The following is a 26,766-nucleotide window of genomic DNA, read 5'->3' as shown; positions in this document are numbered from 1 at the left end:
TACCTAAACCTTTTTTAAAAAGCACAAAATAATTCTAACAAAATTTGCGAATCGTAGTATGATAAATTTGTAATCATCTAAGGAGGAATTTAAATGACACACCAAATTATTGATCAATATTTTTATGATGAACCTGCCTATGACTATCACGATGGTGGCTACGTTCCACTGGAAGAACCTGCAACGCCGCAACAGCCATTAAATATTCCAGAAATTCTGCAGCCTGACCAGGAAACTGCTACCGATATGTACTACACGATTACCGCACAAACTGGGGCCGTTCAACTGTTACCAGGCACTAAAACCAAAACGTGGGGATATAATGCTCCCTTACTAGGTAAAACCGTAATCTTCAAAAAGGGTAAAACCATTCATATGCACCTTGTCAACCATCTACCGGAAGTAACCACTTTCCACTGGCATGGATTAGCCATCCCGGGGCCAATTGAAGACGGTGGTTGTCATGCACCGGTCTACCCAGGTGAAAGCCGCGACATCACTTTTAAGATCAACCAACCGGCCGCGATGGTTTGGCTGCATGCCCACCCATGTCCATCCACTGCGGAACAAGTATGGCATGGTCTCGCCGCTGCCGCGATTGTTCAAGATGATCACGAAGCTGCCTTACCATTACCACGGAATTATGGTGTTGATGATATTCCGGTGATTCTCCAAGATCGCCGTTTCCACGAAGATAATCAATGGGACTACCGTGCAGATTATGATCCCGATGGCGTAATGGGACCAACCCCAATGATCAATGGTACGATTAATCCCTATTTTGACGTTACAACACAGAAAGTCCGTCTCCGTTTTCTTGACGGGGCAAACCGTCGTGAATGGCGGCTCCACTTTTCTGATGACTTACCATTTACCCAAATTGCTGGTGATCTTAGTCTCCTTCCCCGCCCAGTTAAAATGAACAAACTAATGATTACCGCAGCGGAACGGCAAGAAATCGTGGTGGACTTTGGTAACTATCAACCAGGTGATGAAGTTATCTTGTACAGTGATGACACCCCACTTATTCATTTCCGGATCCACCAATTTACACCAGACAATACTAAAATTCCGGATCAGCTTTTCACTACCCCTGATCCTGCAGTAGATCCTGGCCTTGGAATTCACTACGTAACTCTTGATGGCTGTGATGAATCAGTAGCGATGAATGGAAAGAAATTTAAAATGGATCGAATCGATTACGAAATGCCAATGAATAAGGTACAAATCTGGGACATCGAAAATACCAACGACCGTCCAGGAATGATTCACCCATATCACATGCACGGCTGTGCATTTACAGTAATTTCCAGAAATGGTCATGACCCATTACCAAACGAAACAGGGCTTAAAGATACGGTGGTTGTCAATCCGCAAGAACACGTCCGCATTAAAGTTTGGTTCAACGTTCCCGGCGTCTTCATGTATCATTGCCACATCATTGAACACGAAGATGGTGGAATGATGGCACAAATCAAGGTCATCGATCCAAAGAATCCAGATAAACAATATCACCTCATGAACCATATGACCCTAATGAAGGCCTTTGCAGAAGAACGTGGCGTTCCAATGGATCAACTCTGGTTAGGGGGAATGGATTCATACAAGAAAATGGGCGAAACCATGTAATACTCCTTTATAACTAAAAACAACCTTCAGACCTCAAGTCTGAAGGTTGTTTTATTAATTAAACTCAAGTCGAAAACCAAAATGTTGATCTTCGCCGATCAACCGGTCTGCATGACGTTTCATCACATGACGACGCTTTCCAAACATCATCCAAATAGTGATTGCGATAAAAAGAATCATTTGAAGCACTAACGTCAGCCAATCCATCGCTCCAGCATTTCCACTCATCATGGTTGAATTTGAAGCCGTGAAACTGGTCCAATCCAAAAGAAAATGCATCAGCATCGGAATCCACAATTGACCAGTATAAAGATAAACCACTGCATAAAAAAGTCCTAGTGAAAAAGCACTTAGTACCTGAACCGTGGTCATTGAAAAACTCTGCCCAAACAAATTGAAATAGTGAATTAAGGCAAATAACGCGGAGCTCAACACTACCGCATATGGGATCCGGTTGGTAAATTTACGAAATGCATATAATGAACAACCAAGAAAGCCAAATCGACACAGTGTTTCTTCACCAACAGCGGCTTCAAAAGCCTGCATCGTAAAGGTGCCGGTTGGTCGTTTCCATACTAAATGATATGACGTTAGCACTGTTTGCCAACGGTCACCAGTTCCGTAAGCATTCCAGATTGTAAACCATAAGTCAGCAATAATCAAAATTGCTAACACGATCCAGCTGAATCCCCAACCAAATTGAGGCTTAATTCCTGGCCACGAAAGCTTCCATGCCCGCATGACCGTCGTTACCATCACAAAATAGGAAATCGCTCCAACAGCTCCCGTACTGATCAAAACAGCAAAGGCATGAGGGCCAGTAAACTTAAGCGGGAGGGCAATTTCCATCGCCAAAACAGTATTAAACCACCAGAACAGATAAAAGATACGAGCCACTGTCAACTGCAACTGTCCACCAATCTCGCTGGCAAATGGTGCAAACATGACCACATAATAAATCATCCCGAGCGCAACAATGCCCCGAGCAGGTAATTGTAAACGGACAATCAAGATCCGTGTTACCATTCCCCAGACTACCGTTAAAATCAGCGGTTGGCAAAGTGCCTGCACCCAACGATTAATTAATTCTAACCAATGGGGTTGCTGATCTAAAATCGAACTTACAATTGCCAACAGCATTATTACCGCTACCGGGATAATAACAACGACCATGCGAATTCCATGATAAGCTTCCCATGCGCCAATCAATAGTAATAGGAATAAAATTACTGCCGATTGAGCTAAGTACCAAATGTGGAGGTAATCTCTTCCTGACATTTTAGTTCCTCCATTCAAAAATAATTGCTACTTCGATAATAACAAACTACGGAACTAATCAAAAGCCTAATTTAAAATTGCGTATAAAAACACCCCCAAGGTTGGGTCTTCAACCTTGGGGGATTATTTTATATAACTATTCCGTAACCGGCGTCTTTTTTGCGGAGTCTTTAGAATTATCCTTGGAATGACGTTGACCGTCCTTTTGTGGACGATGACTACGATGATTCCGACGGTGGCCATTTCCATGATGTTCACGATGGTTACCGACTTCTTTACGCCGTTCATCATCATTTAAAATCGTAACCATTGGAATAATCACTGGCCGACGTCCGGTGCGTTGGTAAAGCAATTTTTGTAAACGACTAACAATCGTACGGTTAATCGCTCGCCGGTCCGCATGGGCATGGTTCTTAAAGGTATTGAGGAGCGCCCAGAAAACTTCATGATTAGCGGCCTTGATCAACTCTTGCGATTCATGCATATAAACGAACCCACGGGAAACGATATCTGGACCAGCCACAATTTGCTTATCCTTCATATCAATTACCGCAATCGCCGTTACAACCCCTTCTTCTGAAAGCATCCGCCGTTCACGAATTTCAGGGTTCCCAACGGAATCATTGACGTCTCGACCATCAATATATACGTCGCCCATACTATCAATATGATCAGCAATTCGACAGGTATCCTTGGTCAGCGCTAAAACATCACCATTTTGCAAAATAAAACAGTGATCCTTCGGTACTCCCGTCAGTTGCGCTAGCTTGGTATGGATCTTCTGCATCCGGAACTCACCATGAACTGGTGCAAAGAACTTCGGCTTCATTAAGCGCAGCATTAATTCTTCATCAATCTGACCACCGTGACCAGAGGTGTGGATATTATTTACGTATCCATGAATAACTTCCGCACCGTCTTCCTCTAACTTATTAATGAGGGCATTTACGCTAATGGTGTTTCCTGGAATCGGGTTGCTGGAGAAGACAACGGTGTCTCCTGGTTGAATACTGATTTGCCGGTGATTACCATTAGCAATCCGGCTCAACGCAGCCATGGGTTCACCCTGCGAACCAGTACACATAATCATAACCTCTTCTGGTGGATAGGAGTTAATCTCATTTGGATCGATCAATGACTTTTCCGGAATCTTCAAGTATCCAAGCCGTTGACCAGCTTCAATAGCATTTTCCATGCTCCGCCCAAAAACAGCAATCTTCCGTCCTTGTTTTAAGGCTACATCCACTGCTTCCCGGAGACGGTAGACATTAGAAGCGAATGACGCGAAGATAATCCGTCCTTTAATTCGTTCAAATACCCGCCGAATATGAATATCGACCCACCGTTCCGACTTCGTAAACTGTGGTCGTTCAGCGTTTGTGGAGTCTGAAGTCAACAGTAGGACGCCTTCCTCACCCAATTTCGCCATTTGTTGGAAGTTAGGTGCTGGTAAATTACCAACCGGGGTCAGATCAAATTTGAAATCCCCAGTTTGGACAATTGTCCCTTGTGGAGTATGAACTGCTACCCCAAGCGTATCTGGAATGGAGTGCGTAGTTCTGAAGAAGCTAACCCATAATTTCTTGAAATGTACCGTATCAAATTCATCAACTTCGTGTAATTCTGCATCACGGAGTAAATGTTTTTCCTCTAACTTTCCCTTAATTAAGGACATTGCAAACGGCCCCGCATAAATTGGAGCATTGACCTTTTGCAGGAAAAACGGTAGCCCACCAATGTGATCTTCATGACCGTGGGTAATAAAAATCCCCTTAATTTTGTCCTTATTTTCCACTAAGTAATCATAGTTTTGAATAACGTAGTCCACCCCAAGCAACTCGTCTTCGGGGAAAAGAACCCCACAATCAATAATGACGATTTCATCTTGGAATTGCACACAGTACATATTTTTACCGATTTCACCCAGTCCACCGACTGCATAAAAGGCAACTTCATTATTCTTGATTTTTAACTTTTGCATAATACCTTCCCTTTATCTTTATTTTATAACTTGTATGTATTACCCAAAAAGGGTACGGCAAAAGAGCAGCCTTAGATCACTGGCTACTGAATTGATTAATATGTGAAACAAACTCGTTATATTTTTCCGTTCAAAGTAACTAGTGTTAGTTTACCACAAGTGTGATTTCTTGAGAAGAACCTTGTCTTAATGATTGTGGATTGCTTCATTTAATGAACGGTGATAAAGCAGATAAACAACGATAATAATGGGTACTAATAGCATCATTACTGGATAGTACCACCGAACTGGTAAGGCACTATCAATAACGCCACCCATAATGGGTCCTAGTGACATTGCGATATCTAGACCCAGATAAAATGTTGATGATGCTAATCCTTGTTCGTTTAATGGAGCCAATAACAAGGCTGTTGATTGAAGAACAGAATAAATGATTCCGTAACCAACTGCCATGCCAGCAGCTCCCAAAGCCATTTGCCAATTATTGTGCATCATCGCCAACATAATTAAGTAAAAAACCATTGCTGCCGTACTGGCTAACAACCACCAACCAAACTTAACCGTATCAAATAAATTTTTAAGCGCGATACGCAGAACCAATAAAATTACGGCATAAATCAAGAAGTAAGCACCAACTGCCACATCTAACCGGCGTTGAGCCACATACGTCACTATATCAGCTTGGGTTGCAAAATAAGGCAACGCAAAGAGCGTAATCAAGATTGCGACCGGTAAGGCATCCCACTGAATTATTTTAAACGTCTGTTTGTGGTGAGCCGTGCTGATTGGTTGGCCCTTTTGACCAACAAATTGAATCATTATCACCATTAATAATGCCGCCACCGCAGAAAAAAGCATGGCAACCCGGAAGCCCACCTTCTGGTAAATGTTAATCGAAATTGCGGGACCAATGGCCATCGCCAGAGCATTCATTAGTCCATAAAAGCCCATTGCTTCACCAACGTGTTCCCGTGGTACTAAGTACGCCAGCCAAGTCGTCATACAAACGGTATCCAGAACGTACCCGGTACCGTTAATGAGGCGAAAGACCAACAGTAATTGACTATTCGGAGTTATCACATAACCTAAGACACCAACCAGAATCAAGATTCCGCCGATAAATGACAAACCATACTTTGAAAAACGGTCCGTTAGATTTCCCGCGACCGGGCGGAGAAACATCGCAGCAATACTCATAATACCAACGATTACTCCGGCCAGTGTTGGCCCGGCACCTAAGCTCCTAGCATAGCCATTCATTAATGGGGTCACAAACATTGTACTGAACATAAAAAAGAACGAAGCGGCCATCACCAGCACAACATCTCGACTATATACTTTTGTTTTCTCCATTTAACTATTCCTTACCCTTATTAAAAAACAAAAGAGTGGGGCGCCAAATTGCCACACTCTTACATTCACAACTAATCTTCAACCGGTAATTGTTCATGAATTGCTTTTTCCCAAGCCGTCCACGTTTTTGCTGCTTCACCGTTTGGTTGATATTGCATATCGAGTTTTGCTAACACCCGATCAAATGACGAGCCAACCATCCGCGCACTTAGCGGTGCCAATTGGTCAACAGTTTGGTAACTATTTTCACCAAGCAAGTGGTTAATCATTGCCAAATCGCGATCATCAGCCAAATTGGAAATTACCTCTAAATTATCATTTTTAAATTCACGAACGTAATAGTTAATAAAATCTTGGCGGGCCTGCTTTTGGGCATCCGCAGTTAAATCTGTATAATTAACTAATTGCTCACTCACAATTGTCATACCCTTTCAAGTTAATCTTGTTATGTCTAGAATAACACCATGAAAACGATTTCGTTAAATTAATTCTGTTGCTCCCGTAAAACTAGCTGAGTTTCACCATCCTGATCAACGATTGCCACTACTCGTTTGCCCGGGGCGTTAGCCACCACTCCCAAATCAATTTCGACCTGATTACTTTTTTCCTGGACGTCATGAATTCTTTTCATCATAAACGTCTTCACACTTTGATGAAGATCCCGTTGCTGGTTTTGTTTTTGAAATGCGGTTGCCAAAGTAAACCCTTGATCCAAGTAAAATTTAATTCCAGCAACCGTTGCCAGAGTCCTTAACGTGTATTTATGGCTTTGATTTTTCTGATTCTGCCGCGAATGGATATACCCCTTCTTTTCCCAATAACGAATTTGACTTGGTGAAACTTCGCTAGCTTCACATAATTCGCTAAGTGTGATTAATAACCGATCGTCAAAGAAGACCCTGCGCAATTCATTTACCATTGAACTCATAGCTTTCCCTCCGAACTTTTGTGTTGATATAATGAGTATCACTTTTTTTGATCTCTTTGTCAAATAATTTGACAATTAGACCAAATAATCTTATATTGATAAATACTGTGAAAAGAAAGAAGGGGTTTAATTGGCTACTCAAGATCAACCTATCGATATTAATGGCCAACCATATAATCGGCCACTCATGGTGGCAATTTTGCTAATCGGCTCATTTTGTACCTTTTTAAACCAGACCATTTTGGCAACTGCCTTTCCAGCATTAATGAATGCTTTTAACGTGAATACTTCGACAGTTCAATGGCTAACTACAGGCTTTTTAATGGTAAATGGGATTATGATTCCGGTCAGTGCTTATTTAAGCAATCGTTTTAATACCAAGTTACTGTACATGTCGGCAATGATTATTTTTGAACTTGGTACCATTATTGCGTGGCTCGCACCAAATTTTGCCACGCTCCTGATTGCGCGTTTGATTCAAGCGGTGGGCGTTGGCATTACGATGCCACTAATGCAGACTATTATGCTGACAATCTTCCCACCAGAACACCGTGGTGCAGCGATGGGGATTAACGGATTAGTAATTGGTCTTGCCCCTGCGATTGGCCCATCTTTATCTGGATGGGTAATTGACAATTACTCATGGCGATACCTTTTTGCAATGATTATCCCAATCGTCGCGGTAGTCATTATCTTGGCACCATTTCTTGTAAAGAGTGTCATCCAAACTAGCCATCCTAAACTGGACCTACCATCATTAATCGTTTCAACGATTGGCTTCGGTAGTATGCTCTACGGATTTTCTACCGTTGGCGATAAGGGCTGGCTCGATCCTGAAGTAATCATCACCATTATCGTTGGTTTTATACTAGTCGGGGTCCTAATTCTTCGCCAGAATCATCTTGAAAATCGTTTCTTAGATTTCCGTGTCTTCAAGACTTTTGAATTTTCTTTAGCCACCGTTCTAAGTTCGATTACAATGATGGCCATGGTTGCCGTAGAATTAGTTATTCCAATGTATCTCCAAATTGTGCATGGCCTTTCTGCTTTCCATTCGGGATTAACCTTACTGTTTGGTGCCTTATTCATGGGTGCCATGAGCCCGATTACTGGGAACCTCTTTGACCGCTATGGTGCGCGTCGCCTAGCTTCAACTGGAATGTTCATCTTGCTAATCGGGACCCTGCCATTTGCATTCGTTAACCGAGATACACCAACCGTTGACATCGTAATTCTCTACGGGATTCGGATGTTTGGGATTTCCATGGTAATGATGCCCGTCACCACTTCAGGCATGAACGCCCTTCCACTGTCATTAATTGCCCACGGGACCGCTGTCAACAACACAATGCGGCAAGTTGCAACTTCCGTTGGGACGGCTATCCTTATGTCGGTATTGACTAACGTTACTAAGCATGCGCAACCAGCTAAGTCACTCCTAACGAGTGCCCCACTACAATACAAGTCAGCGATGATTAATGCGACGCTCAAAGGGTATCAAGCTTCATTCTGGTTTGCCGTTGCCTTCTCTCTCATTGGTTTTCTAGCAACGTTCTTACTGAAAAATCAGAATGCACACGATTTACTAATCAATAAGGAGGTCAATGATTAATGCTCATCTATCTTTCATTTATCATGGCCGTCGGCCTCTACCTCTCTTCAATGTTCCTAAAAAGGGGCCGACGCGTTGGCGTGATCATTTTTGCGATCCTGTTCGTCCTGACCACGGTGGGCGTCACCGCTAATTACTCCCATCATTGGGGAATGAAAAAGTGACCATCACTAAGTCACAACGCATTTACTCAGCAGCGGGAAAAAATTTGCCGATTAATTTGTACCAACCCGTTGGTACTTCTGGTAAAGATAATGTCTTTATTTACAAAACCACTCCCAATCAGGGCAAGACGATTCATACTCAAGCGAATGAACGGACTTATAGTCAAACCAAAATCAGTACCACTAACACCGCCTATTTAACTACTACGGAAACCCGATGGCGTTACCAAAATGGATTTTACAAATTCTTGTTCATTGGAACTGGTATGCAGAATAAACTGATTCACCGGACAAATACCCTTTATTATCCAAAGGGCTACGTTCGGCTCACTGTTAAACAAGCCAACCAATTAAAAAAGCGCATGAATAATTCAAATCAAACAACATCTGCACTCAAGCAGCAAATGACCACCTATGTACAGCAAAAGGTTGCCGCTGCTAATACTCGTGACCCCCCAGAAAATAAAGCAAATCAGTCAACAAGCGCAGCTTGAATTTCAAGGTCAACTAATTAACAAACTTCTCCAATAACGATTAAAAGGAGCACCGCAAACCGGTGCTCCTTTTTACTTAGTCAACTTTAATTGCTTCAATAATGCTTGTTGTGCTTTTGACATTGGTGCTTGAAATTGTAATTGTTGTTCTGTAAACGGATCTCGAAAACTTAATGTACTAGCATGTAAAACTTGATGATGAGCTATTTCCAATGGTCCGCCATAAAGATGATCACCAACAAGCGGATGACCAATAAAACTCATATGTACCCGAATTTGATGGGTCCGCCCACTATGAAGTTGTAATTGAACCAGACTGTAGTCTTCATTGGTCTGTTGACACCAATATTCCGTCCGAGCTGGTTGACCGGCTGGGTCAATGATGCGGGCTGTCTGGCCGGCCACCCGTTTAATTGGTTGATCAATTACTCCATGCTGCTTCGTAAGCTTACCAGCAACTACTGCGAGATAGCGCTTTTGCATGGTATGCTTTTCTACTTGCTGGCTAATCATACTAGAAGCCACCCGATGTTTTGCAACTAATAATAGCCCACTCGTGTACTTGTCCAAGCGAGTAATTAAATGCGGCCGTTGATTAGGATCTTCGTTTTTTTCTAAATACCCTTTAACCCGGTTTAAAATTGTACCGTTATCTTCTGTTGGTCCCGGAATAGATGCAATCCCCGTTGGTTTATTAATTACTAACCAATTGGCGTCTTCGTAGACGATCGTCAATGGTTGACTACTACTTTGGACCGTTGGATCTGGCGTTTCAGCATCCACCTGAATGGTTAAGGTTTGATTCGGTAGCACCTGGGTCGTCGGCCGGACATGACGATGGTCAACTAAAAACTGACCATCCCCATTTTTAATATCATTAAACAGCCGGTGGCCCATCCCCAATTGACTCAAGTAGCGCTTGATCTTAATCGGACTAGTACCATGATATTGCCATGTATTTTCCATCATTATTTCCTCATTAATGGTATTAAAAAAGCTGGGTAACACCCAGCTTTTTTATAACGGTCCGTACGAGACTCGAACTCGTGATCTCATCCGTGACAGGGATGCGTCCTAAACCAACTAGACCAACGAACCATTTAACAACAATTAGTAGTATACGTGAACTTCACCACCCCGTCAATTGTTTTTTCAAAATTTCATCCGGAAACAATCCGTGATACTGGTATCTACCATTTAATTACTTTATTATAAAGAAGTAAGCTTATTGAAGGAGTCAGTGAAAAATGAAAACCATGATCCAGAAATTAACCAATATCTGGAATAAATACGCTAAAGTTATTAAGACTATTTTTGTGGCCTCCGTAATCATCTTTGTAGTGATCGCCTTAAGTAACTTCTTTAAAGAAGTGGATTGGCATCAAGTCAGTGTCGGTATTCAAAATCAGTCCTTGGCAAACGTCGTAATCATGACCCTGTGTGGCCTCTTAGCAGTGTTGCCAATGCTTGGTTACGATGTTGCAATTACCAAGCTGTTACCTGGTCACTTTAGTAAATTCTACGTCTTCCGTAGTGGGTGGATCACTAACACCCTCACCAACATCGCTGGATTCGGCGGACTCTTAGGTGCTACTCTGCGGGCCTACTTTTATGGTAAAGAGGCCCGTCGAAATGAAATTCTCCTGGCAATTGCTAAGATTGCGGTCTTCTTGCTCGCTGGACTCTCCATTCTTTGCTGGTTAGCCTTAATTGTGATGTACGGCTTTCATGATGGTGGTCATTTTGACCGTTATGCCATCTGGCTCATTGGGGGCGGTTGTTACTTTCCAATCGTCTTTATTTTTACCCGTCGGCATGATTCCAAGCTGTTTCAAGGATTAACTGCTAAACTCAAAACACTGCTCACGGTTAGTTCCACTTTGGAATGGCTGTTAGTTGCCCTCTTTTTTATCCTAATTGGTTACTTAATGGGCGTCAAAATTAACTTAATGGCTGTTTTTCCACTTTACGTAGTGGCACAGGTTCTCGGGGTTGTGTCGATGCTTCCGGGGGCCATCGGATCTTTTGATGTCATGATGATGCTTGAATTAACTATGTTAGGCGTTCCGCGCGCCACCACGGTTGTTTGGCTATTACTTTTTCGGGTCTTCTACTATATTGTTCCAATTATCATTGGTGCCATTTTCTTCATTCACCATGTCTTTACCCAATTTGATAATTTCTTTGATCACATCCCCCTATCCATCGCTCGGCAAACTGCCCATTGGCTCATCACGTGCTTCATGTATGTTTCCGGAATTTTGATGCTTTTGGCAGCCTCCGTTCCTGACCTTACTGATAATAATCGACTGCTTCAGCGCTTCTATCCCTTTACCTTCTTCTTCCTCCATCAACTAACGACAATCCTATTTGCAATCGCCATGCTGGCTTGTGCACGGGGACTTCAATCCAAAGTCAAACGCGCTTACTGGCCAACCGTCATTATCCTCGTTATCGGTATTACCAACACAATTATTAACTTAGGCACCGTCACGCTAACCATCTTTTTGTTTATCATCCTTATTCTCGTATTCCTGATGCGGCACGTTCCTTATCGTGAAAAGTTACAGTATTCCACGGGAAAGTTTTTAGTTGACGGAATTATCTTTGTTGGGAGCTTAATCCTCTATATTATCGTGGGAGTTATCAATACTCCGCACTATGCCGCTAATCATTCTATCCCACAATTTTTACTATTCCCTGGTGAAAAAATATGGTTATCTGGTTTTATCGGCCTGATTCTTGGCTTTGCCATTATGTTCATCATCATCCGTTATTTTATGGCAGGCAACGATCCTTTTGCTGGCGAACAACCACTAGACAAACAACGGATCTTGGCCATTATCGATGAATTCGGTGGTAACGAAACCAGTCACCTCGCTTTGCTCCGGGACAAAAATATTTACTATTATCAAATTGATGATCATGATCAACTCTTTTTCATGTACCGGCGTAAAAATGACAAATTAATTATTATGGGGGACCCGGTCGGTAATCAAGAACTGAAAAATGCCGCCATCAAACAATTTTTACGTGAAGCTGACTGCTATGGCTATCAATTAGTCTTCTATGAAGTAAATAGCAATACAACACTTGACCTGCACGAATTTGGCTTTGACTTTATGAAGACCGGTGAAGACGGATGGGTAAAACTTGCTGACTTTACACTAGCAGGTAAAAAACAACGTTCCCAACGTGCCTTGATGCATAAGTTTGACCGCGAAGGCTATACTTTTAAAATTGTTCAACCGCCCTTTACCGATCAATTAATGAAAGAAATGAAAAACGTTTCAGATGATTGGTTAGGTCATGAAGTCGAAAAAGGATTCTCCTTAGGATTTTTCTCACCCCAATATATTAATGAAGCACCAGTTGCATTAGTCCGCTCCGCTGCTGGTGAATTAGTGGCTTTTGCCACCCTCATGCCAACCGGTGGTAAAAAATTATTAACAATTGACTTAATGCGTCACCGTCGCGATGCACCATCTGGCATCATGGACAAAATTTTTGTATCGATGTTCCAATATGGCCAGCAAGAAGGCTATCAATACTTCGATTTAGGGATGGCGCCACTAGCAAATGTGGGTGCTTCTCAATACAGCTTTATTGAAGAAAAGGTGGCACACTTCATCTACGAATACGGCTACCATTTATACGGATTCCAAGGACTCCGGCGTTACAAAGAAAAATATGCTTCATGTTGGTTTCCAAAATACACTGTCTTTCGTAAAAAGACGTCGTTAATCGATTCGATGCTCGCCCTGTTAAGCGTCGTTAACCAGCGAATGGACCAACAAGAACGCCGTCACCCTTGGTTTATTTGGTGGAAGAATTAAGGATGCCACCAAGGAGGCAAATAATGAAAACAGCGGCTGATGTATTAAACAAACCATTTCATTCTAATTTTCTCAAACTAATTTTTGCGGGGTCATTAGTTGGTATTTTGACCGGCCTAGTAGTCAGTCTCTTTCGCTGGATTATTGATCAAACATTATCGGGCCTGCAAATTATTTATCCAGCCATGGCACAGCACCATTGGTGGATTCTTGCTTATGCTGGTCTAACAATCATCATTTGTTTAGTGCTTGGCTATGTTATTCACCCATTTCAAACCGACCTAGTTGGCTCAGGGGTGCCCCAGATTGAAGCAATTTTGGCTGGACAACACACCATGAATTGGGCCCAAGTGCTGTGGCGTAAGTTTATTGGCGGGCTACTGGCAATCTGTCCGGGGCTTTTTCTGGGACGAGAAGGCCCCTGTATTCAAATGGGCGCGGCAATCGGTCAAGGCTTTAGTGAGCATTTCTTTCACAACAATCGTGACATTACTAGAACTTTGCTTTCTTGTGGCATTGCTGCCGGTTTATCAGCGGCCTTCAGCGCACCACTGGCGGGAACAATGTTTTTACTGGAAGAAATTGTCTTTCATTTCCAGCCGCAAATTTGGCTAACTGCGCTGGCGGCAGCCATTTGTTCCGATGCGGTCACCGTTTGCTTTTTTGGCACCAAGCCCTGTTTGTTTCTCCCCATTACCAACAATCTACCCGTCCATTCCTACCCCATCATGATCATTTTGGGGCTCATTCTGGGAATTTGTGCCTATGGTTATCAATACTGTCTCTTAAATCTTCGCTGGTGGTTTAGTAAAATTCACCAAATTCCAGCACAGTACCACAGTATTTTCCCCCTGCTATTAATAATTCCCGTTGGCCTTTGGCAACCGAGAATTCTTGGTGGTAGTCACTTATTGATTAATTACCTTGTTGCTAAAGTCACGCACGTAGGGATGCATAATTACCCCCAGCTAATAATGTATCTTTTAATCTTTTTAGTGATTCGTTTCGTTTGGTCCATGTTAAGCTATGGCGCCACAGTTCCGGGAGGAATTTTTATGCCCATTCTGGTATTAGGAGCACTGCTTGGGTGTATTAGTGCTCCACTCATGATCCAAACTAACGTTATCCCCGCAACCGATTTTATTAATATTATTGCTTTTTCAATGGCTGCTTATTTTGGTGCCATTGAACACGCGCCGTTCACTGCGATCCTCTTAATTACAGAAATGGTCGGATCGATTGAGCAAATTCTGCCAATGACAATCATGACCTTCGTCGCTTATCTCGTCAATGATTTACTAGGAGGGCGACCAATTTATACCGCGCTTCGGGAAGAAATTTTCGCATAAAAAAATAGAGACAGTTAACAAATTTCATTTCTGAAATCTGTTAACTGTCTCTTTCACTTTAGATATTATCCTTCAAATAGTCATACAGCATCTGATGCTTAATTTCTTTAGTATCTAAACCTAAGACTTCCGCAATCTGAAAAGCGTAAGCCAACGCAGTTGCTGGGCCACGACTAGTAACAATGTGACCATTATGATCGACCACCGTAATGGATTCTTTAAAATGACCAGTTGGTGCAACCCGCTTAGTCTCCTCATCAATTCCTGGGAAACACGTGTAATCATGGTTATCGAGGAGGCCATACCGCGCAAAAGCAATTGGTGCGGCACACATGGCCGCATTCCATTGACCATTGGCCTGCCGTTTTTGCATTAAGTCCATTAACTGATCATTATCCCGGAAAGCATGTGCGCCACCCATTCCGCCGGGGAAGATAACACAATCATAGTCTAAGAGTTGATCATCGACAACGCGATCACAGTGGAGGGCAATTTGATGGGCCCCCATAATGTCTTGACTGCCTAATCCAACCATATCGGCTTGAACTCCCATCCGCCGAAAAACATCGATTGGTGTTAAGGCTTCAACTTCTTCACAGCCATTAGCTAATACTACTGCAACTTTCATTACTATCACCTCATTGATTAATCAAAACAAAACTGTTGGATTTGGTGGATTGCTACCGTTGATTCTGGAATCGGCGTCAGTGGAAACTCATGGTACAACTGTCGACCAATCTGTGATTCTACAAGCACATTCCGCGAACGCAGCATTTTCACAAATTTCATAATATCTGGAAACATAATTTCATCGGTTCCCACAAAAACTAGAACATTTTTCAACACTTCCACCGGACCATTAATTGGAGAAAGACGATAATCATCTAATGATGTCACTCCAGCCCAGATTTGGCCAACCCGTCGTAAGCCATCAGCATCTAGCACCACGTCACGCTGCTGATATTTAGCAATTAGCGGGTTCGTTAGTTTTAAATCCAGCCACGGAGAGATTAAGACTAGGTGTCCAGGTTGGGGCATTTGATGCTGACCTAACCATTCACAAAAACCAGCTGCCAAGCCCGCCCCGGCTGAATCACCAATTAGTGTAATTTTCGAAACCGGAGTATCTTGATAAAGCGCCGTGTATAGTCGATGCAACTGAGCATACGCCGCCGTAAATTGATGAGTTGGCGCAAGTGCATATTGTGGAACAAGCACCCGAGTGTTTGTTTGCTGGGCAAGTCGTTGGGCAAAGCGCCAGTGGTCCTTAGTCGGTTGCAAGAAATAGGCACCACCAAATAAGAAAACAAAGATTTGATCATTCTCTGCACTGGCATTGAGTACCACCACAGGGACCCCGCCAATCGTCTGCCGTATCACGTCGCCTTGATTTTTAATTTCTTGCGGTACAACAAACGGCGCAGCACTTGCTTGTGCAGCTTCAGTCAACGCTTTCTCCAATCGTTCCGGTTGATGAAGCATTTGTTTAAAACCAGACAGCTGCAAACTTAACGCAACTAGTGATGCCTTTGCTGAACGACTATGCCCGCAATCAAACTGTTCCTGCAGACTGTCCTTTAAATTCTTAGCAACGGATTTAGCAACCTGGCGGTTTAATCGATGTTCATGTTTCATGCTAACTCCTTAATCCAATCAAACGTCCTACTTGTATGGTAAAACAAATGTCTGTAAAAAGCACTCCGTTACACTGTTAATTCCGCTGCAACCAGTTACCAAATTCCTGCCAATCTTTACGAACAGTTGGCTCCAAGCGTCGCGCATATAGATATGCCGCGGGATGATACATCGGGTATACCCAGTACTGGTGCTGCCCTTTTTCATAACCACTATCATCTGGCAACGACTCTAGAATAGTTGTCTTTTGGGGGAGACCATGAAGGCTTCCTACCTTTGCAGTGGGTCCCAGAAGCCGTTGTAAACTAGTATTCCCTAACGGCACAATAATTTGTGGCTGGACCGTTTTGATTTCCCAATCAAATAATGGCGCATAAGCTAACACTTCTTTTTTTGTTGGCGTTCGATTGGGGTGTTTCTCTACCATTGCACCGGTTTTTCGATCCTGAACCTGACGAATTGAAAACGGCCGGCTACGCACTACACTAGTGATATAAACATCATCGCGGGTTAAACCAGCTAACGCTAGCATTTTCATTAATTCTTTCCCCGAGCTACCGACAAATGGTATGCCAGTTTTTGCTTCTTGCCGTCCTGGCGCTTCACCGAGAAGCATGACCCGCGGATGCATTGGCCCCATTCCAGCAACAAAGCCAGTTAAATTGTGCCCAGCGACCCGCTTTTTGACTTGGGAAACTAGCTGAGGTGGATATTGAATCTGCAATTTTGTCATCTCCAATTAACCATTGTGACGCCACTTATTATCAGTCAAGATCCGGGCTGCAATTAAACCAAGCGGTAAAAAGACAACAATTAAGAGCGCCCGCGTCATCCATAGAGCCCCAGTACTAATGGAAGTTAAACCAATGTTATAGACTGCCCGATACATATATAATCCTGGCACCATAATCACGATTGATGGAATTGTAATGGAAATCCTTGGATAACCAACCTTTTTCCGGACAATTGACGCCAACAACCCTGCAGTCAAAGCACCCAAGAAAGCAGCGGCCCCAGCAGGCATATGTCCCAAATCAACTAATTCCAAACGAAGTGTATTTGCGATCGCACCAATCAATCCGGCAGTGGTGGCCATCTTTAACTTACTATTAAACATAATTGAGAAACCAAACACGCCACAAAAACTGGCCGGTAACCGAAGCAGTAAGTACATCAATGGTGATAAAGATAAGGGCATAAAATCTTCTGGTCGCAAATGGACTAGCATAGCGACTAACCAGCCGACTAGTGTTGCTACCGTGATGATAATAACGGCATAGGCGCCCCGTTCCAACCCAGATCGCATATCTAGCTTGGACAAGTCCAGACCACTAGTAATGAATGGAAATCCTGGAATAATAAACAACATTGCCCCAATATAACCAGCTTCATGACGGGGACTCACATTAAAGAGGGCTCGAACTGACATAAAGGAAACCAAATAAGCGATACAAGCGGTCGCTACAGCCACCGCAATACAAGCAAAAAGGGTCATGTGATGATCAATCATTTTCCGCCGCACATAATTCCCAAAGCCAGCGCCAATAAAGCAGCACAGCATTTCAACCAAACCCCCACCGAGCAAGAAAACGAAGGCGCTACATGCTAGTGCCGCTGCCAGGCCAACCATCCACGGTTGATAATTGCCTTTTGATTTTTGAATTTCGTTTAGACGAGCATGGATCTCTCCGATCGTCCAACTGACGCCTTCCGCTTCCATATCCTTCATAAACCGTTCCAAAGCGTTTAGGCGAGTAGTGTTCACCCCCGTGCTAGGCAATGATAAGGCCTGCGTGTAGCTTCGGTGATTGTCCATACAGGTATACTCAATCGAAACTAAACCAATATCGGCCGAACAAGTCATGCCAAGCGTTTGCGCCACAATATTCATTGAATTGCGAACCCGCCATGATCCTGTTCCACAAGCCAGCATCATAATGCCGACTCGGCCAACAATCACTGCTCTTTCAACTAAGTTGGCTTCGGTGGCTGGTGTAATATTATCGCTCGTAACAAAGTCCATCCAATCAATCTGCATATGATGATGATACTGATTGGCTGGTATTTCCTGACTACTCATTTCTTCTCTCCCATTATTCATCTTCATTCATGAAAAAAGACCCTCGTGATCATCGGTTCACGAGAATCTTAAATTTAACATTTCTATTATACGAGTTTCGAATCCCTTTGTGTACCGAATTTTGCTTTTTGCGCATCGGTAGCGGGCAACTGGTGCAACTTGAACCGTAATTGTCCACGATCGGCCACTAGTAATATTAACAAGTAGAAAACAACCGCGTAGCCCACCAAAATCCAAAGGTTACTTTGGAGATACGTTGTACCAAAGCCGCCGGTAATTGCCTGACGGAGTCCATTAATACCGTAAGTCATTGGTAACAGCGGGTGAATGAGGTTAAAGAATCGGTTCGTAACTTCCATTGGGAACATCCCACCAGCACCACCAAGTTGGGCCACAAATAGCAATAAACCTAAAATCGTTCCAAAACGCCCAAGGACCAGTGTAAAGAACTGCATAATTGCCATTTGAGCAACTGTATAAATAATGCTAATCATAAAGAGTTGTTCAATATTTTGTACTTGTAAGCCCACCAACATTAAGACTACGTTTTGAACAGCCGCCATTAACACACTAATTAACAGCGCAATCTTGAACTCATGCGCTAACAATTGACGTTTCGTTGCCGTTCGTTCAAGGTACTTGTTCGATGGAAATTCTAGAGTAAAAATTAACACCCCGATGAAGAGCCCCGTTGCCATAATAAATGGCGCTAAGGCGTGTCCATAGTTTGGAACATGACTGTAACTCCGGTGCGTAAGTTTCGTTGGTGCCCCAAACATTGTCGCAGTTCGCTCATTTGGGTGCAAATGGTTCAGTTGGTTAGCACCACTACCGAGCCGGTCGGCTAACGTGGTTGCTCCTACGTTTAGCTGAGCAATTCCAGTTGATAGCTTAGGTGAATTCATCGCTAATTGATTCGTCCCCAGCGCTAACTGGTTAACACCACTAATTAACGCGGGCACCTTACCCCCTAATTGGCCCAGACCAGCCGCTAACTGACTAGCACCCAAGTTAAGGGTTCCGGCATTGGCGTTCAATAGTTGGGCACCTTGATTAGCCTGTTGCACACCGGTTGAATATTGTTGCCAGCCACTTTGTAGTTTTTGTCCACCAGCAGTTAATTGATCACTAGCCGCCAGTAACCGTTGACTACCAACGTTTGCCTGATCAACTGCCCCTGTGTACTGGTTAACGCCATCTGTAAACTGATTAATCAAGCCACTGCTTTGGGCCAATTGCGCCGTTCCATTACTCAATTGGTTGGTTGCAACTGTTAATTGTTGCACTTTGCCTGGCATTGCAGTAATCAGTGCTTGATTATTTTTTAACTGCCCTAAAACTTGACTGGTTTGAGTCAGTAATTGCTGCGCATTACCTAATGTTTGGGATAACTGTGGTAAGCCCTGCTGCAAGGCCTGCAGCTTTTGCATAGTTGGTGCTAAAGCGCTCTGGGCCGTTGACAGACCCCGCATTGTGGTTTGAATCTGGTTAATTTGGTTGCCATTATCGCTGGCTGCTGCAGCGATTGTTTGGGCACCATCAGCAACGATCTTCTTTGTCGCTGCACTCGCTTGCGGATCACTGGCCACTGCCTGAGCCATTTGAGCAGCGGTTGTGGCACTTTGCCGTGAGTTAGTTCCAATTTTAGTTAAGTTGCCCGTTAGCGTTGGCGTTAACGAGTTCATTGCCTGAACAACCGTAGTCAACTGGTTAGGATCGAGTCCCTTCAATGAAGCTAACAATTGATTAATTCCAGCCAGCTGCGTTTGTAGATTAGCAGCAGCGGTTCCCAACTGTTGGGCTGAGCCAAGGGTTTCCATTAAATGGCTTGTCTGCAAAACATTATTAAATTCTGCAACGTTATCAGCAATTTGACGACTACCATTATTAAGTTTGCCAAACTGACCGGCCGCTTGGTTTAGTTGGCTGGCCCCCGCACGGAGTTGGTCTGACTGATTACTAATCTGTTGGATTCCATTTCCCAATTGTTTAGTGCCAGCAGTGTAATCATTTAATCCGGTTTGCAGTTGGCCAATTCCTTGATCAAATTCTGGAATCTTTGCCGCTAGCAATTGTAATCCAACCCCCAGCGTGTTTGTCCCAGCCGTAAATTGACTAACTCCACGACGTAATTGTTCGCCACCATTAACTAACTGCTGAGCACCAGCACCAAGGGGTGCCACACCCATCTGTAACTCTTGAACACCACGATTAACCTTGGAAACTCCCGCAAAATATTGGTTTGCACCATCCTGTAACACCATTGTGCCATCACTAATTTGATGGGCGCCACTAGCGGCCTGGTTCATCCCTTTGCCCAACACATGCAACTGATCAAACATGGCCGTTGCGTACGCTTTAGTGACTGAAGCCCGAATCTGTTGATTCAGCTGTTTCATACCAATATCACTAATACTCCGGGCTAAATAGTTTTTTGAGTCATTCGTTTGGTAATGGAGTTCCATCTTCTGTGGATGTTTAGACATGACCGTCGCGGCATTGGCTGAAAAATTCCGTGGGATCGTCACTACCGTGTAGTAACGATGATTCCGCATCCCGCGCTGCGCAGCTTGCGCACTCACAAACTGCCATTTGAGATCATGATTATGACGAAGCTGTTTAACAGTTTGTGCACCAACGTTAAGGATTTTTCCCTGATATTTAGTTGGTTCATCCCGATTCACCACCGCAATGGGTAAATTTTTAGCCCCACCATACGGATCCCAAACTGACTGAATAAAAAACAAACTATACATTAATGGGGCAAGGATTGCCACAAGCATTAACAAAGCGGTTATTGAACGTTGATTTTGTTTCATATTTTCACCTTAACTGATTATTTAGCCTTCCCTTTAGCGGTTAACCAATCAATAAACATGTTGGCGTGTTTGATAATGGTCTGTTTAGACGTTGCATAATCTTGGTTCCGCCACCAATAAAATGCCCCGACAATGCTCGAACTGAGCATATACGCAGTGGTTTCTGGATTATCAAACGTCCCAATACTTTTGACTAAGCGATCATCAATCCCCGCTTCATAACGGTTCAACATGATATCAGCCAAAATGTTCACCATTGTCGGATACAGCGAGCTATTAGCATTACTCGTTGCTAAATTACGCATCACCGTTTTATGGGTACATAGATAATCCACCACATTAACCAGCTCATCCTCAGAAGAATCGCTCTCGTCAATTAAATTGGTAATTTTAGTATTAACCGTGTGCTTCAATAAATCATATTTATCATTAAAGTAGCGGTCAAAACTGCAAAGTAGCGGTCAAAACTGCTGCGGTGCATCATCGTTTCCTGACAAATCTGTTCAACAGACAACGACAGGAAGGAATGGTCTTCTAGCAGGTGTAATAGTGCTCGCTGAAAATCCCGCTCTGTTCTCGTGAGTTCAGCCATGTTCATCCTCCTTTTGAAACAAATTTTAAATATGTCTTATTTCAAAACTAACAAGGAGAATAGTAGCACAATCTAACATTTTTGAAAAGTGTTGAATTAAAAAAGGCGACGAGAAACCTCGCCGCCCTAATAACTTTAAATTAAACAAATTGCAGAATTGCCATCAAAATTGGAACAACTACCACAAAGAGAACCGTACTCATAACCACGACATCTGTAGCGTACTTAACATCACCATGGGCTTCTTTAGCCAAAATTGGCAATACCGCAAGCATTGGCGTTGCTGATTGAACAACTAATGTCTGCCGCATTAAGCTTGGCAAGTGAACACCCATTCCCATACCGAGCTTAATCAAAATAATCAAAGCCAGTGGTGAAATGATAAACCGACCAATTAGTGCCAATACAGAATCCCGTTCGAAACGGAAATTATTCAATCCCGCATCATACAAGACAATCCCAATGTAAATCAAGGATAGTGGAGTAACTAAACTACCCACGTATGATAACGTCTGACCAATAAAGTTTGGCACTGGAATCCCAATTAAGAGAAAGATGATGGAAAAGATAAACCCAACTAGTGGCATTGGTAATAGTTTGGACCAGTTAATATGATCACGTTGCTTCTTTTGACCATCAGCCGTTGGGTCGTCATTTTGGATTAAGTAAACCCCAAATGCCCACGTCGAAACTGTGTTAACGATGTAGTAAATCAAGAAGTAAGACATAGCCTTATTTCCAAATAAAGCGGTGTTCAACGGCATCCCAATAAAAATCGTGTTGGCATTCGCCACAGCATTAATAAAAATCCCGCGGCGACCTGGTCGAATCTTGAACAACTTCACAGCTGCAAAAGCCACTAGGTAGCTGACAATCACTGCCAATGCTGGGAAAATAATCCCAATCCCTAAACCAAGGAGTTTATCCTTAGTTAGATACTTCATGACACTCATGAAAATGGATGCTGGTAAGGAAATTTTCGTAATTAACGATGCAATATTGCCACCAAAAGAATCCGTAAACCAATTATTCCGTCGCAAAATATATCCCAACGCCATAATCAGGACAATTTCAACGACACTTGAAACGGACGTTAAAAATACAGACATTGCTCAATCTCCCTTATAATATGAATTAATATTTAGCTTCCCACTTAAGGTCCGCAACGGCCTTCTTAGCATCAGTAATACCATCGCCAGCTAATCCTTGGTCAATTGCTGACTGGGCCACAACTTCAGATACCCGGGTAGTAAAGTCTTCCAATTTAGCAACTGGTGGTAACACTGCCGCACCAGATTCACTTGGGTCAACAATTCCTCCCAGTGCATGTGCAGCCGCCGCCAGCATCGTTTCATTGACTTGACTAGCCTTGGCAGCAATTGCCCCAAAACCAACTCCCGGGTAAACAAGGGCATTGTTGGCTTGACCAATGGTGTAGGTAACCCCCTTGTATTCAACGGGATCGACTGGAATCCCTGTGGCCGTCAAAACCCGACCATCAGTCCACTTAATCAAGTCGGCTGGCATGGCCTCAATCAATTTTGTTGGGTTGGAAATTGGGAAGATGATTGGCCGTTCAGTGTGCGCCGCCATTTCCTTCACTACTTCTTCAGTAAAGGCTCCTGGCTGCTTGGAAGTCCCAATCATCACCGTTGGATGAACTGCTTTAACCACTGATAAGAGGTCGGTTAATTCATCCGCATTGCTAAATTCACTCCGGTCCCGAGTAAATTCCTTTTGTTCCGGTGTCAAATCCGGAGTGTCATTGAAAAGCAGACCTTGGACGTCAACTAGGTAGAAGTGCTTCTTCGCCTCTGCTGGATCGGCTCCTTGACGCACCATTTCATCATAAAGCATCTTCGCAATTCCCATACCAGCAGTCCCAGCACCGAACGTTAAGAACTTTTGATCCACTAGTTTTTCCTTTGAGATGTTCAATGCACCAAGTACACCGGCTAAAGCGATAATCCCCGTTCCTTGAATGTCATCATTAAAGACTGGCATTGCATCTTTGTACTTGTTCAAAATAACGGCCGCATTGGAACGTCCAAAGTCTTCAAAGTGCAGTAATGCTTCTGGGAACAGCTTACGTGAGGATTGAACAAATTTATCCACTAATGCGTAGTATTCATCACCATAAACCCGCTTGTGACGGTTACCAAGGTACATCGGATCATCCAACAATGCTTGATTGTTGGTCCCAGCGTCCAGGGAAACGGCCAACACTTGAGATGGATCAATCCCAGCAGCCGCGGTATATACCATCAACTTACCAACAGCGATGTCAACACCGTTGACACCCCAGTCACCAATACCAAGGATTCCTTCAGCATCGGTAACAACAATTAAACGAATGTCCCGACCATCAGCAGCATTTTTCAAGCTCTCTTCGACGTTGTCTTGATCATCGACCGACAAAAAGGCCGCTTGTTGCGGTTGAATGAAAATATTACTGTAGTTTTCAATTGATTCCGCGATGACTGGATCATAAACAATCGGCATAAATTCCACAATGTGTTGCCCCATTAAGTAGAAAAACAATGTCCGATTGGTGTTAAAAATTTCCATCAAGAATTGCCGTTGTGGTAACCCTGCTGGTTTAGTTTGGAAGTGAGCGTAAGTTTCATCAGCTTGTTCCTGCAAGGTTTGCACCTTAGCTGGCAATGCCCCCAATAAACCTAACTTCTTCCGTTCATCCATCGTAAACGCAGTCCCCTTATTTAAATAAGGGTTATTCAAGATTTCCATTGCTTTCATTGATCTCATTTCCTTTCTCACAAATTATGATCATCACTAATTTACGCAATCATTCTAAAAAACGGCCAAGGCTATAGTCAAATCATTGTAGTATAATAAAAAATAATTATATGAGCGAATCAATTTGTTGATATAGAGGCAATCTAAAATGAATATTAATGATCTAGAATATTATCACGAACTAGCCAAAGTAAAAAACTTTTCTAAAGTGGCCGCTAAATTTAACGTTACCCAACCCACCATTACCAACGCGATTAAACGTTTAGAAACCGAATTGCAGACTTCTTTCTTCATCCGTGACCAGTCCCACCATGAAATTGTCATCACCAAGAACGGCCAGCAATTTGACCATCACGTCGCCATTATCCTGAGTGAACTAGAAATCGCCCGTAAGGATATTGAAAATAATCAGCAGCAGCAGATTCGTTTCGGTTTACCGCCAATTATTGGTAACTACTTTTTCCCACCACTGACACCGTTATTAATGCATCACCAGTTAATGACCCAACTCGAGGTTTTTGAACATGGTTCGACCGAGTTATTAGCCATGCTCAGGCGTGGTGATATTGACTTAGCACTTTTGGGATCGCTCGTTCCATTAAACTATCCCCGCCTTACCAGTACGACAATTTTGCGGGAGCCCATTAATATCATCGTTTCGCGTCACCATCCACTAGCTGCCAAGGCCAAGTCCGGAATTTATTTCCGAGAGCTAGCGAAAGAAAAGTTTATTAGTTTGGACGAAGGGTTTGTCCATAATCAGGCATTTCGAATGATGGCCAGAATTAACCATATTCGACCGCGCACAATCTATAAAACCACCGACGTTCATGTTATTAAATCAATGGTGGCTGAAAATATCGGCATTTCATACCTAACCAGTCTAGCCATTCTGCCCTCTAATGACTTGGTTCAAATTCCCCTTTTAGACAGTGAAAAACCAGAATTTTTGATCTCATGTGTCCGTCGTAATACCGCCGCATTTAACGATGCTAAACAAACACTTTGGAATTTACTTACCAATGATTCACCACAATAAAAAAACAAGCCTGTCAAACGAGATTTGTCTCGTAATGACAGGCTTGTTTTTTTATTCTAAAGGAGTGTTTGGCGTTATTAATTTAGTTCATTTGGTGACCATAACTATAGGTGGTTTGCAGATTTAAGTCTTGATCCAAAACATTCAAATCGGCATCCTTCCCAACAGTTAAACCACCCTTAGAAGGTAAGTTAAACTCGCGGGCCTGATTAACTGATGACATTTTGACCGCGTTAGCAATCCCACAATCCGTGAAATCAACAATATTCTTAAACGCTAGGTTATATTGCAAAATTGAACCCGCTAGGTGACCATTCTCAAGCCGGGCTTGATGGTCTTTAACGATGACCTTTTGACCACCTAACTCTGAAATTCCTTCTGGCATTCCTTTTGCCCGTAAGGAATCGGTAATCAATTCCATCCGATCTGGACCTTTAATCTGGTAGGCCAGTCGAATCATATCTGGAACAACATGGAAACCATCCGCAATGATTTCAGTGTAGAGATTATCTTCCATCAAAGCGTCCCCCGTCAGACCGGGTTCACGATGCCGCATTCCCCGTTGGGCGTTATACAAGTGGGTAATGTGACTAGCCAGCGAATGCTTCATTTCTTCCCGCGTAGCGTTCGAGTGGCCGGCAGACGGCACAATGTTATGGCTCAGGCAGTATTCTTCCAATTCACGAGCGCCTGGTTTTTCGGGAGCATAAGTAATCATCTTGACGAGCCCACCGGATAATTCATTCCAGTGTTCAAGCAGTCGGTAATCAGGATCTTGAATGTACTGTTCAGGCTGGGCACCCTTATATTCAACGCAGACAAAAGGTCCTTCCAAATGAGTCCCCTTAATTACCGGATTCATTTTGGCCGCTTCACGAATTCCTTCCATTGCCCGGTTAATGTTTTCTACCGATTGAGTGACCGTGGTGGGAAAGAAAGTGGTAACCCCTTCATTTTTCGTGACTTGGGTAACCATTTCGTTAATTTTTTCTGGATCGGCATCCATCGTATCAATCCCATAACCACCATGGCTATGCACATCAATGAACCCGGGAACAATAATCCGCTCGTGACCGTCAATGATCTTTTCGTCAGCCGCTTCAGGCTGATACTCAATCATTGGCCCAACAGAAAGCACCCGTTGGTTAAAACGAATATAACCATCTTTAATGACTTCTTCCCCAGTATATATATCAGCATGTTTAATGACAGTTTGCATT

The 26,766-nt window shown here is 43.2% G+C and carries 23 protein-coding genes and 1 tRNA gene; 7 read left to right on the top strand and 17 right to left on the bottom strand.

Annotation, left to right across the window (positions count from 1 at the left end):
* Positions 1 to 93 precede the first annotated feature (93 nt).
* A complete protein-coding gene (locus HMPREF0501_RS04025; RefSeq protein ID WP_006916579.1) occupies positions 94 to 1,629 on the top strand; it encodes a multicopper oxidase family protein in 1,536 nt (511 codons plus the stop codon).
* 54 nt (positions 1,630 to 1,683) lie between these two features.
* Here the strand turns inward: HMPREF0501_RS04025 and HMPREF0501_RS04020 are convergent, their stop codons facing one another.
* The 5 genes from HMPREF0501_RS04020 to HMPREF0501_RS04000 form a co-directional block, all read right to left on the bottom strand.
* Positions 1,684 to 2,907, bottom strand: a complete 1,224-nt coding sequence (locus HMPREF0501_RS04020) for a CPBP family intramembrane glutamic endopeptidase (protein WP_006916578.1) — start codon at positions 2,905 to 2,907, stop codon at positions 1,684 to 1,686.
* 136 nt (positions 2,908 to 3,043) lie between these two features.
* A complete protein-coding gene (gene rnjA, locus HMPREF0501_RS04015; RefSeq protein WP_006916577.1) occupies positions 3,044 to 4,888 on the bottom strand; it encodes a ribonuclease J1 in 1,845 nt (614 codons plus the stop codon).
* A gap of 186 nt (positions 4,889 to 5,074) precedes the next feature.
* A complete protein-coding gene (locus HMPREF0501_RS04010) occupies positions 5,075 to 6,241 on the bottom strand; it encodes an MFS transporter (protein WP_006916576.1) in 1,167 nt (388 codons plus the stop codon).
* A gap of 71 nt (positions 6,242 to 6,312) precedes the next feature.
* Entirely contained in the window at positions 6,313 to 6,657 is a 345-nt protein-coding gene (locus HMPREF0501_RS08520) for a hypothetical protein (protein WP_155801154.1), read from the bottom strand.
* A gap of 68 nt (positions 6,658 to 6,725) precedes the next feature.
* Entirely contained in the window at positions 6,726 to 7,169 is a 444-nt protein-coding gene (locus HMPREF0501_RS04000) for a MerR family transcriptional regulator (RefSeq protein ID WP_040455844.1), read from the bottom strand.
* A gap of 130 nt (positions 7,170 to 7,299) precedes the next feature.
* Here HMPREF0501_RS04000 and HMPREF0501_RS03995 point away from each other — a divergent pair, with 130 nt between their 5' ends.
* From HMPREF0501_RS03995 to HMPREF0501_RS03990, 3 genes are read left to right on the top strand one after another with little or no spacing between them, the layout of a single operon-like run.
* The gene (locus HMPREF0501_RS03995; RefSeq protein ID WP_006916571.1) at positions 7,300 to 8,781 is read left to right on the top strand and encodes an MDR family MFS transporter; all 1,482 of its coding nucleotides are present in this window, start codon (positions 7,300 to 7,302) and stop codon (positions 8,779 to 8,781) included.
* Positions 8,781 to 8,945, top strand: coding sequence for a hypothetical protein (locus HMPREF0501_RS08920; RefSeq protein WP_155801153.1), 165 nt, complete (start codon positions 8,781 to 8,783; stop codon positions 8,943 to 8,945). Before HMPREF0501_RS03995 ends, HMPREF0501_RS08920 begins: the two co-directional genes overlap by 1 nt.
* Positions 8,942 to 9,439: a DUF4811 domain-containing protein gene (locus HMPREF0501_RS03990; protein ID WP_191975859.1), complete on the top strand. Its 498-nt coding sequence runs from the start codon at positions 8,942 to 8,944 to the stop codon at positions 9,437 to 9,439. Before HMPREF0501_RS08920 ends, HMPREF0501_RS03990 begins: the two co-directional genes overlap by 4 nt.
* 72 nt (positions 9,440 to 9,511) lie before the next feature.
* On the opposite strand, the gene HMPREF0501_RS03985 is transcribed toward HMPREF0501_RS03990, so the two are convergent.
* Together HMPREF0501_RS03985 and HMPREF0501_RS03980 are read right to left on the bottom strand one after the other, a co-directional pair.
* Positions 9,512 to 10,405, bottom strand: coding sequence for an RluA family pseudouridine synthase (locus HMPREF0501_RS03985; RefSeq protein WP_006916569.1), 894 nt, complete (start codon positions 10,403 to 10,405; stop codon positions 9,512 to 9,514).
* A 57-nt stretch (positions 10,406 to 10,462) separates the two neighbouring features.
* Positions 10,463 to 10,537 (bottom strand) — tRNA-Asp (locus tag HMPREF0501_RS03980).
* A gap of 149 nt (positions 10,538 to 10,686) precedes the next feature.
* Here HMPREF0501_RS03980 and mprF point away from each other — a divergent pair.
* Positions 10,687 to 13,275 (top strand): bifunctional lysylphosphatidylglycerol flippase/synthetase MprF, encoded by a 2,589-nt coding sequence (gene mprF / locus HMPREF0501_RS03975; protein WP_006916568.1) that lies wholly within the window; start codon positions 10,687 to 10,689, stop codon positions 13,273 to 13,275.
* Between the two features lie 20 nt (positions 13,276 to 13,295).
* Positions 13,296 to 14,624 (top strand): ClC family H(+)/Cl(-) exchange transporter, encoded by a 1,329-nt coding sequence (locus HMPREF0501_RS03970; RefSeq protein ID WP_040455900.1) that lies wholly within the window; start codon positions 13,296 to 13,298, stop codon positions 14,622 to 14,624.
* Positions 14,625 to 14,682: 58 nt separating this feature from the next.
* Here the strand turns inward: HMPREF0501_RS03970 and HMPREF0501_RS03965 are convergent, their stop codons facing one another.
* From HMPREF0501_RS03965 to HMPREF0501_RS03930, 9 genes are all read right to left on the bottom strand, one after another.
* Positions 14,683 to 15,252, bottom strand: a complete 570-nt coding sequence (locus HMPREF0501_RS03965) for a DJ-1 family glyoxalase III (RefSeq protein WP_040455842.1) — start codon at positions 15,250 to 15,252, stop codon at positions 14,683 to 14,685.
* Between the two features lie 17 nt (positions 15,253 to 15,269).
* Positions 15,270 to 16,259, bottom strand: a complete 990-nt coding sequence (locus HMPREF0501_RS03960) for an alpha/beta hydrolase fold domain-containing protein (protein ID WP_006916565.1) — start codon at positions 16,257 to 16,259, stop codon at positions 15,270 to 15,272.
* A 76-nt stretch (positions 16,260 to 16,335) separates the two neighbouring features.
* Complete coding sequence (locus HMPREF0501_RS03955; RefSeq protein ID WP_006916564.1) at positions 16,336 to 16,992, bottom strand: uracil-DNA glycosylase; 657 nt, start codon at positions 16,990 to 16,992, stop codon at positions 16,336 to 16,338.
* A gap of 6 nt (positions 16,993 to 16,998) precedes the next feature.
* Entirely contained in the window at positions 16,999 to 18,366 is a 1,368-nt protein-coding gene (locus tag HMPREF0501_RS03950) for a threonine/serine ThrE exporter family protein (protein WP_006916563.1), read from the bottom strand.
* Between the two features lie 59 nt (positions 18,367 to 18,425).
* Positions 18,426 to 21,158 (bottom strand): YhgE/Pip domain-containing protein, encoded by a 2,733-nt coding sequence (locus tag HMPREF0501_RS03945; RefSeq protein ID WP_006916562.1) that lies wholly within the window; start codon positions 21,156 to 21,158, stop codon positions 18,426 to 18,428.
* 17 nt (positions 21,159 to 21,175) lie between these two features.
* Positions 21,176 to 21,571 carry a TetR/AcrR family transcriptional regulator C-terminal domain-containing protein gene (locus HMPREF0501_RS03940; RefSeq protein ID WP_050755748.1) on the bottom strand — a complete coding sequence of 132 codons (396 nt, stop codon included), beginning with the start codon at positions 21,569 to 21,571 and terminating at the stop codon, positions 21,176 to 21,178.
* On the bottom strand, positions 21,568 to 21,750 hold the full coding sequence (locus tag HMPREF0501_RS08515) for a hypothetical protein (protein ID WP_050755747.1): 183 nt from the start codon (positions 21,748 to 21,750) through the stop codon (positions 21,568 to 21,570). The genes HMPREF0501_RS03940 and HMPREF0501_RS08515 overlap by 4 nt, the downstream gene beginning before the upstream one ends.
* A 140-nt stretch (positions 21,751 to 21,890) precedes the next feature.
* Positions 21,891 to 22,859 (bottom strand): AEC family transporter, encoded by a 969-nt coding sequence (locus HMPREF0501_RS03935; RefSeq protein WP_006916560.1) that lies wholly within the window; start codon positions 22,857 to 22,859, stop codon positions 21,891 to 21,893.
* 25 nt (positions 22,860 to 22,884) lie between these two features.
* Positions 22,885 to 24,516 carry a malolactic enzyme gene (locus tag HMPREF0501_RS03930; protein ID WP_006916559.1) on the bottom strand — a complete coding sequence of 544 codons (1,632 nt, stop codon included), beginning with the start codon at positions 24,514 to 24,516 and terminating at the stop codon, positions 22,885 to 22,887.
* A 139-nt stretch (positions 24,517 to 24,655) separates the two neighbouring features.
* Here HMPREF0501_RS03930 and HMPREF0501_RS03925 point away from each other — a divergent pair, with 139 nt between their 5' ends.
* The gene (locus HMPREF0501_RS03925; protein WP_006916558.1) at positions 24,656 to 25,546 is read left to right on the top strand and encodes a LysR substrate-binding domain-containing protein; all 891 of its coding nucleotides are present in this window, start codon (positions 24,656 to 24,658) and stop codon (positions 25,544 to 25,546) included.
* Between the two features lie 82 nt (positions 25,547 to 25,628).
* On the opposite strand, the gene nagA is transcribed toward HMPREF0501_RS03925, so the two are convergent.
* Positions 25,629 to 26,765 (bottom strand): N-acetylglucosamine-6-phosphate deacetylase, encoded by a 1,137-nt coding sequence (gene nagA, locus HMPREF0501_RS03920; RefSeq protein WP_006916557.1) that lies wholly within the window; start codon positions 26,763 to 26,765, stop codon positions 25,629 to 25,631.
* Between the last annotated feature and the right edge of the window lies 1 nt (position 26,766).

It is taken from the genome of Limosilactobacillus coleohominis 101-4-CHN, assembly GCF_000161935.1.
GTDB lineage: Bacteria > Bacillota > Bacilli > Lactobacillales > Lactobacillaceae > Limosilactobacillus > Limosilactobacillus coleohominis_A.
This window is presented reverse-complemented; position numbering and strand designations above follow the sequence as displayed.